At 68.7% G+C, this 16674-nt stretch carries 20 protein-coding genes; 10 read left to right on the top strand and 10 right to left on the bottom strand.

Going from position 1 to position 16674, the window contains the following annotated elements:
• Positions 1-96: 96 nt before the first annotated feature.
• From B840_RS03300 to B840_RS03310, 3 genes are all read right to left on the bottom strand, one after another.
• The gene (locus tag B840_RS03300; protein WP_156971825.1) at positions 97-2583 is read right to left on the bottom strand and encodes an ABC transporter permease family protein; all 2487 of its coding nucleotides are present in this window, start codon (positions 2581-2583) and stop codon (positions 97-99) included.
• Positions 2580-3248, bottom strand: coding sequence for an ABC transporter ATP-binding protein (locus tag B840_RS03305; protein ID WP_042620955.1), 669 nt, complete (start codon positions 3246-3248; stop codon positions 2580-2582). The genes B840_RS03300 and B840_RS03305 overlap by 4 nt, the downstream gene beginning before the upstream one ends.
• Before the next feature lie 185 nt (positions 3249-3433).
• Positions 3434-4180, bottom strand: coding sequence for a M23 family metallopeptidase (locus B840_RS03310; RefSeq protein WP_042620956.1), 747 nt, complete (start codon positions 4178-4180; stop codon positions 3434-3436).
• A gap of 217 nt (positions 4181-4397) precedes the next feature.
• Between B840_RS03310 and B840_RS03315 the strand changes: the two genes are divergently transcribed.
• From B840_RS03315 to B840_RS03345, 6 genes are all read left to right on the top strand, one after another.
• Entirely contained in the window at positions 4398-5861 is a 1464-nt protein-coding gene (locus B840_RS03315) for a cell division protein PerM (protein ID WP_156971826.1), read from the top strand.
• Between the two features lie 10 nt (positions 5862-5871).
• On the top strand, positions 5872-6492 hold the full coding sequence (gene purN, locus B840_RS03320; protein ID WP_042620957.1) for a phosphoribosylglycinamide formyltransferase: 621 nt from the start codon (positions 5872-5874) through the stop codon (positions 6490-6492).
• On the top strand, positions 6485-8062 hold the full coding sequence (gene purH / locus B840_RS03325; protein ID WP_042620958.1) for a bifunctional phosphoribosylaminoimidazolecarboxamide formyltransferase/IMP cyclohydrolase: 1578 nt from the start codon (positions 6485-6487) through the stop codon (positions 8060-8062). The genes purN and purH overlap by 8 nt, the downstream gene beginning before the upstream one ends.
• A 242-nt stretch (positions 8063-8304) precedes the next feature.
• Positions 8305-8847, top strand: coding sequence for a hypothetical protein (locus tag B840_RS13425; RefSeq protein ID WP_156971827.1), 543 nt, complete (start codon positions 8305-8307; stop codon positions 8845-8847).
• Complete coding sequence (locus B840_RS03340) at positions 8844-9752, top strand: serine hydrolase (RefSeq protein ID WP_188656899.1); 909 nt, start codon at positions 8844-8846, stop codon at positions 9750-9752. The genes B840_RS13425 and B840_RS03340 overlap by 4 nt, the downstream gene beginning before the upstream one ends.
• A 9-nt stretch (positions 9753-9761) precedes the next feature.
• Positions 9762-10580: an HpcH/HpaI aldolase/citrate lyase family protein gene (locus B840_RS03345; protein WP_042620961.1), complete on the top strand. Its 819-nt coding sequence runs from the start codon at positions 9762-9764 to the stop codon at positions 10578-10580.
• On the opposite strand, the gene B840_RS03350 is transcribed toward B840_RS03345, so the two are convergent.
• The 7 genes from B840_RS03350 to rpmB form a co-directional block, all read right to left on the bottom strand.
• Positions 10543-10974 carry an RDD family protein gene (locus tag B840_RS03350; RefSeq protein WP_042620962.1) on the bottom strand — a complete coding sequence of 144 codons (432 nt, stop codon included), beginning with the start codon at positions 10972-10974 and terminating at the stop codon, positions 10543-10545. The two genes, B840_RS03345 and B840_RS03350, sit on opposite strands and share 38 nt — an antisense overlap.
• Entirely contained in the window at positions 10975-11643 is a 669-nt protein-coding gene (locus B840_RS03355) for a TetR/AcrR family transcriptional regulator (RefSeq protein WP_042620963.1), read from the bottom strand.
• A 50-nt stretch (positions 11644-11693) separates the two neighbouring features.
• Entirely contained in the window at positions 11694-12509 is an 816-nt protein-coding gene (locus tag B840_RS03360) for a putative nucleotidyltransferase substrate binding domain-containing protein (RefSeq protein ID WP_042622479.1), read from the bottom strand.
• 118 nt (positions 12510-12627) lie between these two features.
• Entirely contained in the window at positions 12628-12879 is a 252-nt protein-coding gene (rpsR, locus tag B840_RS03365) for a 30S ribosomal protein S18 (RefSeq protein WP_042620964.1), read from the bottom strand.
• A 12-nt stretch (positions 12880-12891) separates the two neighbouring features.
• Positions 12892-13197: a 30S ribosomal protein S14 gene (gene rpsN / locus B840_RS03370; protein ID WP_042620965.1), complete on the bottom strand. Its 306-nt coding sequence runs from the start codon at positions 13195-13197 to the stop codon at positions 12892-12894.
• 3 nt (positions 13198-13200) lie between these two features.
• The gene (rpmG, locus tag B840_RS03375) at positions 13201-13365 is read right to left on the bottom strand and encodes a 50S ribosomal protein L33 (RefSeq protein WP_040085297.1); all 165 of its coding nucleotides are present in this window, start codon (positions 13363-13365) and stop codon (positions 13201-13203) included.
• Between the two features lie 3 nt (positions 13366-13368).
• Positions 13369-13605, bottom strand: a complete 237-nt coding sequence (rpmB, locus tag B840_RS03380) for a 50S ribosomal protein L28 (protein ID WP_042620966.1) — start codon at positions 13603-13605, stop codon at positions 13369-13371.
• A gap of 341 nt (positions 13606-13946) precedes the next feature.
• On the opposite strand from rpmB, the gene B840_RS03385 reads away from it, so the two are divergent.
• The 4 genes from B840_RS03385 (at position 13947) to B840_RS03400 (ending at position 16621) form a co-directional block, all read left to right on the top strand.
• Entirely contained in the window at positions 13947-14213 is a 267-nt protein-coding gene (locus B840_RS03385) for a type B 50S ribosomal protein L31 (RefSeq protein WP_042620967.1), read from the top strand.
• Between the two features lie 13 nt (positions 14214-14226).
• Positions 14227-14400, top strand: coding sequence for a 50S ribosomal protein L32 (gene rpmF, locus B840_RS03390; RefSeq protein WP_042620968.1), 174 nt, complete (start codon positions 14227-14229; stop codon positions 14398-14400).
• A 92-nt stretch (positions 14401-14492) separates the two neighbouring features.
• Complete coding sequence (locus B840_RS03395; RefSeq protein WP_042620969.1) at positions 14493-15188, top strand: response regulator transcription factor; 696 nt, start codon at positions 14493-14495, stop codon at positions 15186-15188.
• Positions 15188-16621: a HAMP domain-containing sensor histidine kinase gene (locus B840_RS03400; protein WP_042620970.1), complete on the top strand. Its 1434-nt coding sequence runs from the start codon at positions 15188-15190 to the stop codon at positions 16619-16621. Before B840_RS03395 ends, B840_RS03400 begins: the two co-directional genes overlap by 1 nt.
• Positions 16622-16674: the final 53 nt, after the last annotated feature.

The raw sequence follows: 16674 nt of genomic DNA on the forward strand, positions 1-16674 counted from the left end.
CGACGCAGGTCACGGAGGTGTTACGCATGTTGAGAGAGTGGCAGAATGTAACTCCTGGGGGAGAGGGATCGGGGGTAGCGGAAAGGAGGGCACGCCTCAGTCGCGGAGATCCTCCGGCAACGTCGTCCCCGGAGTGATCGCCCAGCCGATCACTGCGGCGACCACAGGCGCGACCACAACCAGCCCCAGAACCAGCCCCCAGTCGATGCTGACGTGGCGGATGAGTGACTGGGAGGTCGACAGTGCTCCGACATGGCCGGCGATGAACCCCGGTACGGCGCCAGTCAGGGCGATCAGCGCACCCGCGAAAGCGGCGGTGGCCCGCGCCAGATGGGGCGGTGCGCCGCCGGACTCCAACAACGCGTTGCGGCGCCGCGTCGGCCCCGCCGAGAGGACCAGCGTGAGGATCACGATGAGCAGCACCCCGCCGGGGACGTAGAGCCGGGCGGCCGGCGACCGCTGGAGGGGCACCCCGGGGGTGCGGATGTTCGCGTCGACCCCTGCGAGTTCGGACCGCATCTCAGACGTGACGGGGAGTTCGGCAATGAGGATCTCCCCGAGGAATTCCGACTCCACCCCGAATTGCCCGAAGGCTTCCGGCGTGGGCATCCAGTCCGTGACCGTCTCCGGGAGAATCGGGCTGATCCGCAGGTCCACCTTGTTTCCGACGGGTTCCTCGATGTCCGTGTACAGCTGGAAGGCCGCCTCGTCCTTCTCGATGGTGCCGGGCACCAGCATCGCGGCGCCGGACGGCATGGTGGCGGGGACGGAGAGGGCGTCGAGAAGCAGGGGCGAAGCGATGACGACGGGGGCGCCGAAGAGGTCCCCGGGGCCGGGGACCAGCGCCTGCGGACGGCAGGGTTCGCCGGGCCGGCAGGGCTCCGTAATCTCCGGGTCGGCCACCAGGAAGGCGTGGAACCGGGAGGACCGGTCGTAGCTGATCCCGTAGACGGCCTCCCGTGCGACGGGGCCGACGACGTCGGAGACCGTCTCGACCGTCTCCTCCCGCCGGGGCGAATCCGGGACCGCGATGACCCCGGGGCTGTAGGTCTGCCTCTCCCACGCCATGGCACGGTCGTGGAAAGCCTCCGACTGGACCGCGCTGAAAGTGGACAGGGTCACCAGCGCTGCGATGGCCGCGGCCGCGGGCATCGACCGCAGCGGCTGGCCCGCCATGTCGCGTGCGGCGAGACGCGCAGGCAGTGGCCGAGTGACCTGACGCCCGAGGAGCAGGACGATGGCGGGAGCCGTGAATGCGATCCCGATGAAGCCGATGAGGGCACCGAGCGCGGAGGCCAGCGAGGCCCAGTTCAGGTCCTCGAAGTTCGGGGGAGGAGGCGGTAGAAGGCTGATGGCGAGGGCGAGCGCGGACAGAAGGAGGAGTCCGGGTCCGATCCACGTCCACCGCTGGAGGCGGACGGCCCTGCCTGAGACTGCCCGTGGGACACCGTTGAGGGCGTCTGCCCGGGACGCGAACCAGGCGGGAAGCAGCACGGCCGCGGTCGCCGCGGCCACCGCGAAGGCCCACAGGGCGGAAAGAGCCAGCCAGGGCATCACGATGGGCCAGTCCGGGAACTGCCTGGGCCACAGGACGAGGGCGGTCGCACCTCCGGTCAGCACACCGCCGGTGGCCCCCAGTAACCCCGCGAGGGTTCCGTACGTCAGGGCCGACCAGATGATGTGACGGGGAGCCGCGCCCTGGGCGGACATGAGCGCGAACGTCCGGGCCTGCCGGTTGACGGGGATGGCGAAGACGGGCGAGAAGATCTGGGCGACGGCGAGCGCCACGATCGTTCCGAAGACCACGGCCAGGACCGCCCACAGGAAGGGAAACGGCGGATCGATGACGTCCACGTAGCGGCCCTCCAGTCCCGCGGCGGGCGGCGGGGGAGTGCCGAGGATCTCCCGGCTCTGGACGGTGAAGCCGACTGCGTTGAGCCTGCCCACGTCGTCCCACGTCAACGTTCGGTCGCCCGCCAGATGCCAGACCATCTCCAACGTCCGGGAGGTGCGGAAAGTGGCCGGGTCGCTGGTGGTCGGGTGCGAGAGCAGGGCCTCGTAACCCGGGGTGTCGGCGGCCACGGTGACCTCGACCGTGACGTCCCCTGCGGTCAGCGTGACCGTCTCTCCACGTGCCACCCCCAGCTGCTCCCGCAGGGAGGGCATCAGGCGGATCTCGCCGGGCGTGGGGGCCTGCGGAACGGCGGGGTCCACCTGGAACAGGGACGTCTCTCTCGCCGCAGTGGGGCTTTCCAGCGTGACGAGTCCGGTGATCACCGGCTGCGCACTGAAACCGTGGGGAAGAACGTCCAGGAGGATCTGCTGCTGCGGGCGCTCATCGGCTGTGTCCGTGCAGTCATGGGAGTAACCGTCGGGTGACTGCCGGCACTGGCCACCGATGTAGGTGGCGGTGACAGGTGCGAGGTTCATCTCATAGGCGGTGGCGCCGGACCTTTCCTGGATGAGGAAGTAGCCGACCAGCGCCGTCGGAATGGCGACGATCAGCACGGCGAGGAGGGAGACGAGGGGGTGACGCACGGCATCGCGCCGGGCCACGCGTATCGACGCCCGGAATGCTCTCACAGCAGTCTTCCGTCCCGCATCCGGACGACGCGGTGCGCCCAATCGGCGACCTCGGGGTCGTGGGTGACCAGCAGGCCGGCGCCGCCGGCGTCGACGCAACGCCGCAGGGTGCTGAGGACCTGGTTGCCGGTCGTCTGGTCCAGGTCGCCGGTGGGTTCGTCGGCGAGCAGCACGGTACGTGGGCCGATGAGCGCGCGGGCGATGGCGGCCAGCTGGGCCTGCCCGTCTGAGACCTCGTCGGGGAACCGCCCTCCCATTCCCTCCAGCCCCACCCGGGTGAGTGCTTCCGCAATGCCGACGGCCGGTACGTTGTCCAGCTCCAGGGGAAGGGCGACATTCTCGGCGAGGGTCAGGGTGGGAACGAGGTTGCAGTTCTGGAAAACCAGGCCGATCCGCCGTCGGCGGGCCTCGGCCGCCCGGGCACGGGTGAGGTGCGAGACGTCGGCACCGTCCAGGAGCACTCGTCCGGACGTGGGCGGCCGGAGGAGACCGGCCACATGAATTAGCGTGGACTTGCCCGAGCCGGACGGGCCCATGACGGCGACGAGCTCGCCGGGACTGACGGTCAGGGAGACCTCGTCCAGCGCGATGACGGCACGTTCGCCGCTGCCGAGGAGGCAGGAGACACCCTGGAGTTCAAGAGGGTACGGGGAGGCGGGGGACATGACTCATGCCCCTGTCGGAGCGGGCATGACGGTCATGGCGGACTCCCTGCGGATGGGCGCGCGCCGGGCGGAACCCGGCTTCTGGTTAAGAGATTAGCTGGGGTTTCGGCGCATGAAGGAGGGTTGCGCATAACAAAAAGGGCCCGGCCTGATGGCCGGGCCCCGAATAAGAGGATAAGGAGCAGCTACTGGATGAAGACGCCGCGCTCGGCGAACCACGGGACCGGGTCGACGGCGCCGTTGCCGCTGGGGTGGATCTCGAAGTGCAGGTGGGAGCCGGTGGAGAAACCGAGGCTGCCCATGCCGGCGATGTTCTGGCCGGCGGTGACGCGCTCGCCGACGCCGACGTGGAGGGTGACCATGTGGCCGTAGACGGAGACGGATCCGTCGTCGTGGCGGATGCGGATCCACTGGCCGTAGCCGGAGGCAGGTCCGGAGTCGATGACGGTGCCGTCCATGATCGCGAGGATCGGGGTACCCACGGCGTTAGCGATGTCGATGCCTGCGTGGAGGGTGCCCCAGCGCGGGCCGTAGCCGGAGGTGAAAGCGCCTTCGGCGGGCTTGACGACGGAGGCGGCGCGGAGAGCCTGATCCATCTGCGCGCGCACGTTGCTGGCTTCCACAGCCTTGGTGAGCTGGTCGGCGAGGCCGGCAGCCGGCTTGTACTCGGCGATGTTGAGGATCTGCGGGGCGACCTCGGAAGCGGTGGCGGCGAGGCCGGCGGCGTTGGCGGCGAGCTCGATCTCCGGGGAAGCGGTGGCGGCCTGCTCCGGAGCCTGGGCCTGGAGCTGCGCGGCGGCTGCGCCGCCGATGCCTGCGGTGGAGACTGCGCCGGTTGCCACCGCGACGAGGGCGATGCGGCCCTTGGTCGTCTGCGAGGAGGTGATCCTGCGGTGTCGACCTGCCATCGACCGCTGAGCCTTCTGACGCATGGAGCCTTCTTCCGTTGATTGCCACAACCATTGGGTTACGCGATTGTGACCGCTTTGTTATCTACGATCGGTAACAATAGCGTCTCGGTCCACCCCTGGCAACCGAAGACGGCGAAATCCCCTTAAATCGCCGCCGGCATCGCAGACGTTACATCCGGGCACCACACGGTCGTGGCATCGGGTTGGCGGGCGGCGGCCGTGGCAGAGTGGGAGCGTGATGAGCAAGAAGACCAGCCCCCAGTCCCGGCCGGGTCGGCGCCCTCGCAGGATTCGCGCCGGCGGCCCCACCGCAGGTCACAAGGCTACGGCCGGCCCGGCGCCCAAGAAACAGGTCCCCGCCGGTCTCCGAGGGAGACTGCGCCGCTACCTCCCCGTGGCCGCGGTTCCCAACATCGTGGTGGTGCTCGGCATTATCGTCGTCGCCCTCGCCGGCCTCCTGTTCACCGGAATGTCCCTGACGGCGCTTCCGGCGACGATTGCGCAGCTGTGGCTCATCCTCAACCTCGTTCCCGTGTCCGCCGACGGCATCGTCCTCGGGGTCTTGCCGTTGCTCCCCGCGATCGGGCTCGCCACGCTCATCGCGCGCAGGGTGAACCGGGCGGTCCGCGACCGGGTGAGCATGGCGGATCTGCTGGTCCTGGCAGTCGGCACCCTCGCAGTCCCGCTGGTCCTCACCCTCGTCGCCTGCGCGATGATGTGGGACGCCGGCCGTGTCTTTGACGTCGGCGTTCCCCCGCTGGGGCACGCGGTCGCCCGGACCCTGCTGCTCCACCTCATCGCGTTGGCCGTCGGCATGGGCGGGCGTCTGTGGCGCGCCGTGCTGCGCCGTTACCGGGCACCGGAATGGCTTGTCGACGCCGTCGCCACCGCCGCCCGCATCCTTCTCCTGCTTTCCGCAGCGTCCCTGGTGATCCTCCTGGTCCTGCTGGTGGCGGGATGGCCGCGGCAGGTGGAACTCGCCGGGATCTACGGCACCACCGGCGGCGTGGTGGGGGGTGCGCTGTTGAGCCTGCTCTACCTGCCGAACGCCGTCATCGCGGTGATCTCCGTCGTCCTGGGCTCCGAATTCCACCTGGGCGCCGCCTCCGTCTCCCTGTACGCGATCGACCTCACGGAGCTGCCGCTGCTGCCCTTGATGGCCCTCATCCCGGGCTGGGCGCATCCGTGGTCGATCCTTCTCCTGCTGGTCCCTTCGTTCACCGTGGCCTTCGTGCTGGGGAATGTCCGGTTCACCGTGGTGCAGACCCTGGCCACGAGCGCGGCCATCGCCGTCATGGTGCTGGTGGGCAGCTACCTCACCTGGGGGGAAATCGGTTATCTGGGCACGGGCGGTCCGATGGTCTGGTTGACCGCCGGGTTGGCCTTCGCCTGGACCGCCGGTATCGGTGTGGCGGCCGCGCTGCTCGGCCGCGTGGCCGACCGCCGCGCCCCGGCCCGCGTCGCGAAGCCGGAGGAGCAGGTGGCGGAACAGGAGGAACCAGCGGCTTCGGAGTCACCGGATTTCGTCGACGGCGAGGTTGTCGACGTGACAGAGGAACCCGCGGAGGAGGCCGAGGAACCCGCCGAGGAACCCTCGGAGGAGGCAGAGGAGCCTGCGGAGGAACCCGCCGACGGGGATCAAGAAGCGCCGGAAGTAGAGGAAGACGGCGTTAAAGCCGTAGATGAGGAACGCAGGGACTAAGATCGGTCCGGTGACTTCCACCCTCGATCCGAACATCCCCGACGACGACCCCATAGAGGTCGTCGTCCTTGTGTCCGGCAGCGGAACACTGCTGCAGGCCATCCTGGACAACCAGGATTCCCGCTACCGGGTCTCCCGGGTCATCGCCGACGTACCCTGCGCGGCGCTGGAGCGGGCGGAACGGGCGGGCGTCGAAACGCGGGTAGTGGAGCTCGGCGCCGACCGCGCTGCCTGGAACGTCACGCTCGCCGACGTCATCGCGGAGACCAACCCGGACCTCGTAGTTTCGGCCGGTTTCATGAAGATCCTCGGCGCAGGCGTCCTCGACCGCTTCGGCGGACGCATCATCAACACCCACCCGGCGTTGCTGCCGTCGTTCCCGGGGGCTCACGCCGTCCGCGACGCGCTCGCCCACGGGGTGAAGATCACCGGTTCCACCGTCCACTTCATCGACGCGGGTGTGGACACGGGACCGATCATCGCGCAGGCGGCGGTCGAGGTGGAAACCGGGGACACGGAAAGTTCCCTCCACGAGCGGATCAAGAAAATCGAACGGCAGCTCATTGTGTCGGTGCTGCGCTCGGCAACCATCGACGAGACCACCAGGAAGGTTGAGTTCATCCATGAGTGATGATCGCAAGGTAATCAAGCGCGCGCTGATCAGCGTGTACGACAAGACGGGGCTGGAGGCTCTGGCGGCGTCGCTGCACGGGGCAGGTGTGGAGATCGTCTCCACCGGCTCCACGGCCGCCACCATCGCCGGCCAGGGCATCCCGGTCACCCCGGTCGAGGAGCTCACCGGCTTCCCCGAATGCCTCGAGGGCCGCGTGAAGACGCTGCACCCGAAGGTCCACGCCGGCATCCTCGCCGACACCCGCAAGGAAGATCACCTGGCACAGCTCGGCGACCTCGGCGTGGAGCCGTTCCAGCTCGTCGTGGTGAACCTGTACCCCTTCTCCCAGACCGTCGCCTCCGGCGCGGGCTTCGACGATTGCGTCGAGCAGATCGACATCGGCGGCCCGTCCATGGTCCGCGCCGCGGCGAAGAACCACCCGTCCGTCGCGGTGGTCGTCGATCCCGCGCGCTACGAGGACGTCGCCGCCGCGCTCAACGACGGCGGCTTCACCCGGGCACAGCGCACCGCGCTTGCCCTCGACGCCTTCCGCCACACCGCCGCCTACGACGTCGCCGTGGCCACCTGGCTGGGCGAGCAGGCGGAGGCCGGCGCCGAGGGGGGCTTCCCGGACTGGATCGGTTCCTCCCACGAGCTCAGCAACACCCTGCGTTACGGCGAGAACCCGCACCAGGCTGCGGCCCTCTACGCCGACGCGGGGGCCGGCGGCCTCGCCAACGCGGAGCAGCTCCACGGCAAGGAGATGAGCTACAACAACTATCAGGACGCAGACGCCGCCTGGCGTGCGGCATGGGACCATGAGCGTCCCTGCGTGGCCATCATCAAGCACGCCAACCCCTGCGGTATCGCGGTGTCCGACACGTCCATCGCCAAGGCGCACCGCAAGGCGCACGCCTGCGACCCGATGTCCGCGTTCGGCGGCGTCATCGCCTCGAACCGCGAGGTCACCGTAGCCATGGCGGAGCAGGTCGCCGACATTTTCACCGAGGTGATCATCGCCCCGTCCTACGCTGGCGGCGCCGTGGACGTCCTCGCCCGGAAGAAGAACCTCCGGGTTCTCCAGGCAGAACCGCTGACCCGCGCAGGCTTCGAGACCAAGGAAATCTCCGGCGGCGTCCTCGTGCAGGAGCGCGACACCCTCCAGGCGGAGGGGGACCTCGCCGCGAACTGGACCCTCGCCGCCGGTGAACCCGGCAACGACCAGGTCATCCGTGATCTCCAGTTCGCCTGGTCCGCCGTGCGTTCCGTCAAGTCCAACGCCATCCTCATCGCCAACGCCGGCGCGACGGTCGGCGTGGGCATGGGCCAGGTCAACCGCGTCGACTCCGCCAAGCTGGCCGTCGAGCGCGCCAACAGCCTCGCTGGCGACACCAACCGCACCACCGGTGCCGTCGCAGCCTCCGACGCCTTCTTCCCCTTCGCGGACGGCTTCGAGGTGCTCGCCCAGGCCGGCGTCAAGGCGGTAGTCCAGCCGGGCGGATCCATTCGCGACGACGAGGTCATCGCCGCCGCGGAGAAGGCCGGTGTCACCATGTACTTCACCGGGGCGCGCCACTTCGCGCACTAGTTCCTGCCGGCATTTTCTGTCCATCGTCCCGCAGTTCTGAGGAACCGCGGGGCGATGTGCTGTTCCAGGGGGGAGCGGCGGTTCCGGGGTGGGGGCCGGGCAGGGTCCGTGACACGCCTGCGGTCTCCCGATGAGACGCGATTCACCCCTCCGGGCGGGATGACCGGCCTTCGCCGCCTCCCCGGGGCCCGCACGCAGGTTAGACTTAGAGGACCACTGGTTATAACCGGAAGAAGGTCCTGATGGCCGCAGACATGTACCAGAGCGGATGGTCGCAGACGCCGCAGCAGCAGGGCCCGCCCCCGCGATCATCCTCGAACACGGCGGTCTGGGTTCTCGTGGCGCTCCTGTCGGTGATCGTGCTCGCCGCCGCGGCCGGAGGAATCTGGTGGTTGATCTCGTCCAGGCAGCAAACGCCCCAGGAGGGGACTCCGGTGACGGTCACCGCAACCGCACCGGCACCGGTACCCGCACAGCCGACACTTACCGCACCCGCACCCGCACCGGCACCGGCACCAGCACCGGCGGCTGGAGTGCCCGGCACGTTGATCCGGTCGGGCGGATACCTGGAGAACGTCCGGGTCGGTTCCGCCAACACCTCGGAGGCGTTCGCGCTGAACGTCTGGCGGGCCTACATGGACAACCTGGCGATGGGCGGAACATACAACGCCACGGTGTACGCCTACAGCCCGGCCACCGGGGAGTGGTACGCGATGGACTGCAGGGAAACCGGAAATTACGTCACCTGCACAGGCGGCAACAACGCCGTGGTCTATCTCTCGTGAGGAAGCTCCCGGCCGCGGCCCTGGTTTCTGCCCTCACCCTCGTCGGCTGCACCATCCCGCCGGAGACTGACACTCCACGCCCGACTGAGACGGTGTGGGTCACGCCCGCCCCTCAGCCGCATCCGGCGGAGCTGCCCCCGCCCAGAATCCCGTCGGTGCAGGCCGCTTTGGACCGGGTTCTGGCGCAGTACGGCGGGGAGGCGGAAGTCGCGGTCTTCGACGGCGTGCAGGCGCAGTCCGCGGGCGGCGTTCATGACGCCCCGGCCTGGTCGACCATCAAGATCCCCCTCGCGGTCGCCGCGCTGCGCCGCGACCCCGGACTGGCGGACACCGTCCGGGCGGCCGTCACGGTATCGGACAACCAGGCCGCGGACCAGCTCTGGGCCTCCCTCGGCACCCCGGCGGAGGCCGGGGCAGCCACCGGGGCGGTCCTCGCCGAAGCCGGGGTGCACACGGAGGTCCAGTTCTCGGTCGCGCACCCCGAGTTCAGCAGCTACGGCCAGACCCGCTGGACCCCCGCAGACCAGGCGCGTTTCGCGGCGGCTCTGCCCTGTCTGGCGGGGGCGGAGCCCGTGCTCGCGGCCATGGGGAAGATTTCCCCCGGCCAGGACTATGGCCTGGGCACTCTCCCCGGCGCCCGCTACAAGGGCGGCTGGGGACCGGGTGCCGACGGTAGATATGTGGTCCGCCAGTTCGGGCTGCTGCCCGCCGCCGGCGGGCAGGGGATGAGTGCGGTGGCCCTCGTCGTCCGCCCGGCTTCCGGCCTCTATGCGGACGGCCAGGCCATGCTCACAGAATTGGCCGGACAGCTCACCGCATTGCCGACGGTCGACTGCCGCACCCTCCTGAACCCGCCCGGTCCTGCGGCGGCCGGGAACAGCGGGGGACAGCAGGGGACGGCATAATAGACGGCCATGACACCCCATCTCATCGGCCCGGCGCTGCTTTTCGCTCCGGCCCACCGCGCAGAACTCATCCCCAAGGCCTACGAACGGGCCGACACCGTCATCGTCGACCTGGAGGACGGCGCCGGCGCCGGCGACCGGGCCGCTATGCACGACAACCTCCGCACCGCCGGGTTGGACCTGCCGCGGACCATTCTGCGGACGATCGGCCCGGAAGCCGAAGGGTTCGCGTCGGACGTGGGGTTGGCCAGGGAACTCGGTATCGGGACGGTGATGGTGCCGAAGGTGCATGACTGCCTTCCGGTGGAGCTCGCAGGCCTGGACGTCATCGCGATGATTGAGACTCCCCAGGCGCTGGTGAATATCCGCGAGATCGCGGCGCAGGACGGTGTCGTGGGCCTGTTCTGGGGCGCGGAGGACCTCATTGCCCTGCTCGGCGGGACCCATTCCCGCCGACTTTCCGACGAGGACCGCCCAGGCGACTACCGCGATGTCATCCGGCACGCACGTTCCCAGGTGCTCGTCCATGCAGCGGCGGCCGGGAAGTTCGCCGTGGATGCCATGTACGCCGACTTCCGGGACCCCGACGGCCAGTTCGCGGAGGCTCTGGACGCCGCGCGCTCCGGGTTCGCCGGCACCGCCTGCATCCACCCTGCACAGGTCGAGGTGGTGCGCCGGGCCTTCCGACCGGAGCCGGACCAGGTGGAGTGGGCTCGCCGGGTCCTCGACGGCGCGCGGGGGAACTCCGGGGCCTTCCAGGTGGACGGCATGATGATCGACGCCCCGCTGCTCAGCCAGGCAGAGCGCATCCTCGCCCGCGCTGAATGACGGTGGTCCGCGCCGCCCGGTCGGCCAGGGACCGCCCGTCGGGGGAGAATACCGCGCTCAGCGCGACGACGGCGGCGAACATCGAGTACCAGGGAACGGTGGGAATAAGCAGCGCCGCGGGGACAGGCAGCAGGAGCCAGGCATGGCGTAGCAGGGGCGCCCAGCGCGGGCCGACGGCGTCCAGACGGAGGATCATCTTCCCCGGGCTGCGGCGCCAGATCAGCTCCGGCAGTGCGCGCACCCCGAACGTGATCGACAGCAGCAGGGGTGCGGGGTCCGCACCGATCTGCGCGGTAGCCCCGGGCCACAGCCGCGCGGCGGCGAAGAAGAGGACGTAGGCGAGGGCGACGTCGATAAGAAAGGCGATCAGTCTGCGGGCATGGCAGCCGCCCATTTACGCGGCGGCGGCGTTGATGAGCTCGAGGGCGCGCCCGACCCGCTCGGCGGGCGGTTGGGCGTGCAGGACGTCTAGGGCGGCGTCGGCGAGCATCATGGCGATGTCGGGGAGCTCGGTTTCCGACAGCGGGGCCGGGGGCGTGCCGTCGTTCTCCCGCATCTCGATGACCGACAACGCGATGTGGAACGGAAGGTCCACCCGCGGGTCCCCCTCGCCGACGATCTCCTCGGCCAGCGTCCGGAAGACGGTGCGCAGCTCGGTGCGCTTGGCGTGGTACTCCGAGAACTCCGGCGAGGATGCCACGGGCAGCTGGTAGAGACGCCCGACGTTCCACCGCGTGGACAGCAGCAGCCGGGCTTCCGCCGCGACGAGGGCCCACAGCCGCAGGGCGGGGGAGACCTCGGACTCGTGGAGCGCGGTGGCCAGTTCCGTGGACGGCTCGACGGTGGACTTGAGCAGCGTCAGGAAAATCTCGGTCTTCGAGGGGAAGTGGTAGTACAGCGACGCCTGCCGGATGCCCACGGCGTCGGCGATCTGGTGGGTCGACGTGGAGGCGAAACCCTGGGTGGTGAACAGCTCGGCGGAGGCGTCGAGAATCTCCTCCCGCGCCGTGGAGCCGCGTCGGCGCGGGCTGTGCTTGCGCGGACGTCCCACTGCACCTGCCATGGTGTGGCTCTCCTTCCGGGATGGATTCTGTTCGTCTAAAGATACCAGTGTCAGTTGAGCGTGATACCGTGGCGCCCGGCCAGGGCACGCAGGACCCCGGCGACCTGACGCGCCGCCGCACCGTACGCGCTGCGGTGGAGGGCGGGGAGGTCGCCGAGCGCAGGGGGCCGGGAGCCCACCCGGTCCGCCCAGCGCCGGAACTGCAGAGCTACCGCGGTCTCCCAGGCCTGCGACAGGGCCTCCACCTCATCTTCCGTCAGCAGGCCGCGGTTGTGGCCGGCGGCGAGACGATCCAGGGTGGAGCGCTCCGCGGGGGCGGCCCAGCGGGCGACGTCGGCGATGGGGCGCAGCAGCGAGGACGCCACGTCGGCGGGCACGTCCGGGTCCGGCAGCCCGGCGAGCGCCTGGAGCGCGGGCGGGCGGTGCGACACCGCCAGCTGGAGGAGTTCCTCTGAGGGGGCCTCCGGGACGATCAGCCGGGCGTCGACACGCGCAGCCAGCAGGCCGGCCCCGTCGGCGGGCGGCTCCCCGACGGTGAGACCCGCGGAGGTGAGCAGTTCGACCAGTCCGGCGGTGTCGGAGCCGGGCGCCGCGAACCAGGTGACCGCCGTGGAGGGCAGGGCGTCGCCGCGCGCGAAGGGGCCGGTGGGAGTGACGGGGGAGGGGAGCTTCTCGACGACCGCGGGGCAGGACAGGGTGGCCAGCACCAGATCAGAGAACCACACGGTCAGGGCGGTTTCTGGCGTGCGGTGCTCCAGGGCGTTGCGCAGCAGCTGCTGCGCCTCGACGAGGACGCCCCGGGCGGTGGCGGTGGAGGTGGACAGGGGGGCCTGCTCGGCCAGGTCGCGCAGCGAAGGATGCAGCATGGTCTTGAACATAACAAAACCCGCCCCGCCCGAAAATATCGGGCGGGGCGGGTCGGGGTACTTTTACCGTGTCACACGGCCAGCGGAAAAAGTGCGCTGTTGCGTCCTGTCAACCGGTTTAGCGGCTGGTGAACGGCAGGAGAGCCATTTCGCGTGCGTTCTTCACTGCGGTGGCGACCTGACGCTGCTGCTGCGGGGTCAGGCCGGTGACGCGGCGGGAACGGATCTTGTGGCGGTCGGAGATGAACAGACGAAGGGTCTTGACGTCCTTGTAGTCCACCTTCTCGATGCCCTCGGCCTTGAGGGGGTTCTTCTTGGGGCGGCGGGACTGCTCGAGCCGTGCCTTCTTGGGATTGGTGCGCTGCTTCATAGTTGCCACTCCTTACCAGCTGGACTTACGGATGCCCGGCAGCTCACCGCGGTGAGCCATTTCGCGCATGCGGACACGGGACAGGCCGAACTTGCGGAGGAATCCGCGGGGGCGACCGTCGTGTGCGTCGCGGTTGCGGACTCGCACCTTGGCGGCGTCACGCGGCTGGCGGTTCAGCTCGAACTGAGCGTCCAGGCGTTCCTCGTCAGTGGTGTTCGGGTTCTTGATGATGGCCTTGAGCTCTGCGCGACGCTCCGCATAGCGGGCGACGATCTCCTTGCGCTGCTCATTCTTGGCGATCTTGGATTTCTTTGCCATGAATTATCGCTCCTCGCGGAACTCGACGTGCTTGCGGGCGATCGGATCGAACTTCATCAGCGAGATGCGATCGGGGTTGTTGCGCTTGTTCTTACGGGTGACGTAGGTGTAACCGGTGCCAGCCGTAGACTTCAGCTTGATGATCGGACGAATGTCATTACGTGCCATGACTTAGATCTTCTCCCCACGTGCGCGGATCTTGGCCACGACGGACTCGATGCCGTCACGGTCGATGACCTTGAGGCCCTTGGTGGAAACGGTCAGAGTGATGGAACGGCCCTCGGAGGGCAGGAAGAACCGACGACGCTGCACGTTGGGGTTCCAACGGCGCGAGTGACGTCGGTGCGAGTGCGAGACGGTCTTGCCGAACTGCGGCTTGCGTCCCGTGACCTGGCAAATAGCCGACATGGGTTTTCTTTCTCCTAGCCGCCCACGTCGGAAAAGCTCATATGACCGCGCCGCACCGATCATTCCTGGTGCCCTCGTGAATGAGCACAGGTCGGGGCGCAGTCTTCAGCCAGCTGACGGGGCGTAGACGTTTACTTCGACAACAGCAAGGGACCACTCTACAAGCCGGCGCGCAGAATTCCTAATCGCGTGCTATACGGCATGATTTCAGAAATCGGTCGGTGGAGGACTAGGATTGTCCGAGTTGTCAATCTCCAACCCAACTCAGGCACGATCCACGCCTTATGTATTCATGCGCGCGGAACCGACCTGATGTTCTATCCTGAGGGAATCGAGAGTAAATGAAGAAGGAAATTCACCCCGACTACCACCCGGTGGTCTTCCAGGACGCCGGCACCGGCTTCCAGTTCCTGACCCGTTCCACCGTCCAGAGCGACCGCACCGTCGCCTGGGAGGACGGGAACGAGTACCCGCTGATCGTCGTCGACGTCACCAGCGAGTCCCACCCGTTCTGGACCGGCGCCCAGCGTGTCATGGACACCGCAGGCCGCGTCGAGAAGTTCGAGAAGCGTTTCGGTGGCATGGCCCGCCGCAAGAAAAAGGCATAGGAGGTAAACAATCATGGCAGTCCCCAAGCGCAAGATGTCCCGCGCAAACACCCGCATGCGTCGTTCCCAGTGGAAGGCTGACAACGTCGCCCTCCAGGAGGTCAAGGTCGACGGTCAGTCCGTCCGTATCCCGCGTCGTCTCGTCAAGGCCGCTCAGCTCGGTCTCGTTGAGGTCGAGCAGTTCTAGTCGCAGCCCTCTGAAGTTGTGACCGAACCGGTTCCCGCCACTGTTGTGGCGGGAACCGGTTTTTTCGTCGCCCGCTGGGACATAATGGATCCATGAAGATACTGGTGGTGGATGACGAGCAGGCGGTACGTGAATCTCTCCGGCGTTCCCTGATCTTCAACGGGTACGAGGTGGTGATTGCGGAGGACGGCATCGAGGCCGTCGAGACGATCGGCCGGGTACGGCCGGATCTTGTCATTCTCGACGTGATGATGCCGCGCATGGATGGTCTGGAGGTCTGCCGCAGCCTCCGCAGCACGGGCTACGACCGGCCGATCCTGATGCTGACCGCCCGCGACGGGGTGAGCGACCGGGTCGCGGGGCTGGACGCGGGCGCCGACGATTACCTGCCCAAGCCTTTCGCTCTGGAGGAGCTGCTCGCGCGGGTGCGCTCCCTGCTGCGCCGCGCAGCTGTGGAGAACCCCCGGTCCCAGGAGGATCTGTCGGAGCTGGTCTTCGAAGACCTGCGCCTCAACCCGGACACCCGGGACGTGTACCGCGGAGACCGCGCCATCAGTCTCACGCGCACGGAATTTTCCCTTCTGCATCTGTTGATGCGCAACCCTCGCCGGGTGCTGCCGCGGGCGACGATCCTCGAGGAGGTCTGGGGCTACGACTTCCCGACCTCCGGAAACGCCCTCGAGGTCTACATCGGTTACCTGCGCCGCAAGACTGAGGCCGACGGCGAGCCCCGGCTGATCCACACGGTCCGCAGCGTCGGATACGTCCTGCGGGAGACTGCTCCGTGATGTTGCGCCGCCAGGTCGCCGGGACGGCGGCGCCCGCAGAGGGCGCCGCGGCCGGGCCGGCGGCCGGCGGCACGCCGCTGCGGTGGCGGCTGGCGGGGCTCACTTTTGCGGTGGTCGCCTTCGCCGTCGGGGCGGTGACCCTGCTCTCCTACTGGACGGTGTCCACAGGACTGACCGCGGCCATCGACCGGGAGCTCGACCGGAAAGCGATCACATTGCTGGGCCAGGCGCGGGATGCGCGGAACCTGGCGGACCTCGACTCGGAGATCCGGAACTTCAGCACCTACGTCCCCGGGACCCGAGTCTCCCTGACCCTGCCGGGGTGGACCGTCACCCGCGGCGACCCCATCCCCGTCGGCGGCGAGTACCGCGACGTCGGGGACGGCTTCTCCACCGCCGCGCACACCGTCGGCGGCGAGCGCATTCTCACCAAGACAGGTTCGGACGGCGCGATGGTGGTCCTCGCCCGGGATATGGGCGACACCCACCGGCAGATGGCAGCCCTGGGGATGGAGCTGCTGGGGATCGCCGCGCTGGGCGTGCTCCTGGCGATCGCCGCCGGGCTGGTCGTGGCGACCACGGGGCTGCGGCCGCTGCAGAGGCTCCAGCGCGCCGTGGAGTATGTGGCGGACACCGACGATCTGCGCCCGATCGATGTCCACGGCAACGACTCCCTCGCGCAGCTCACCCGCTCCATCAACGCGATGCTGGCTGCCCTGCGGGAGTCCCGCACGCGCCAGGCGGAGCTGGTGGCCGACGCAGGCCATGAACTGAAGACGCCGTTGACCTCGATGCGCACCAACATCGAGCTGCTCATGATGCTCAACCGCCCCGGCGCCGCGGACCGCATCTCGGAGCAGGACCGCCGCGACCTCGAGCGCGACGTGATGGCGCAGATGACCGAGATGTCCACCCTCATCGGTGACCTGGTGGATCTCGCCCGCGAGGACAGCGCTGACGTCGGCCTCGAGACGGTCGAGCTGGACGGGGTGGTCAATTCCGCTGTGCTCCGCGTGCGGCGGCGCCGCGCGGACGTTGCCTTCCAGGTCAGCATCATTCCCTGGGAGCTGGTCGGAGAGCAGCTCTCCCTCGACCGGGCAGTGGTCAACCTCCTCGACAACGCCGCCAAATGGTCGCCGGAGAGCGGTGTGGTCCGAGTCCGCCTGCAGGCGCTTTCCGACGACCGTGCGGAATTGTCCGTCTCCGATTCTGGTCCGGGTATCCGTCCGGAGAACCGCGAGCGTGTGTTCGAGCGCTTCTACCGGGCCCCGGAGGCACGCTCCGAACCCGGGTCGGGGCTCGGGCTGGCCATCGTCAAACAGACGGTGGAGCGCCACGGCGGGACGGTCCGGGTGGCGGAATCGGAGGACGGCGGAGCCCGGGTTCTCGTGGAGCTGCCCGGCCGGCGCCCCGTCGGTGCCCGTGCGGAGTAGCCTCGACGCCAGGATCAAACCATTCAGGCAACAGACAGAAATGCATCAGGAAT

The sequence above is a fragment of the Corynebacterium marinum DSM 44953 genome, from assembly GCF_000835165.1.
GTDB classification, from domain to species: domain Bacteria; phylum Actinomycetota; class Actinomycetes; order Mycobacteriales; family Mycobacteriaceae; genus Corynebacterium; species Corynebacterium marinum.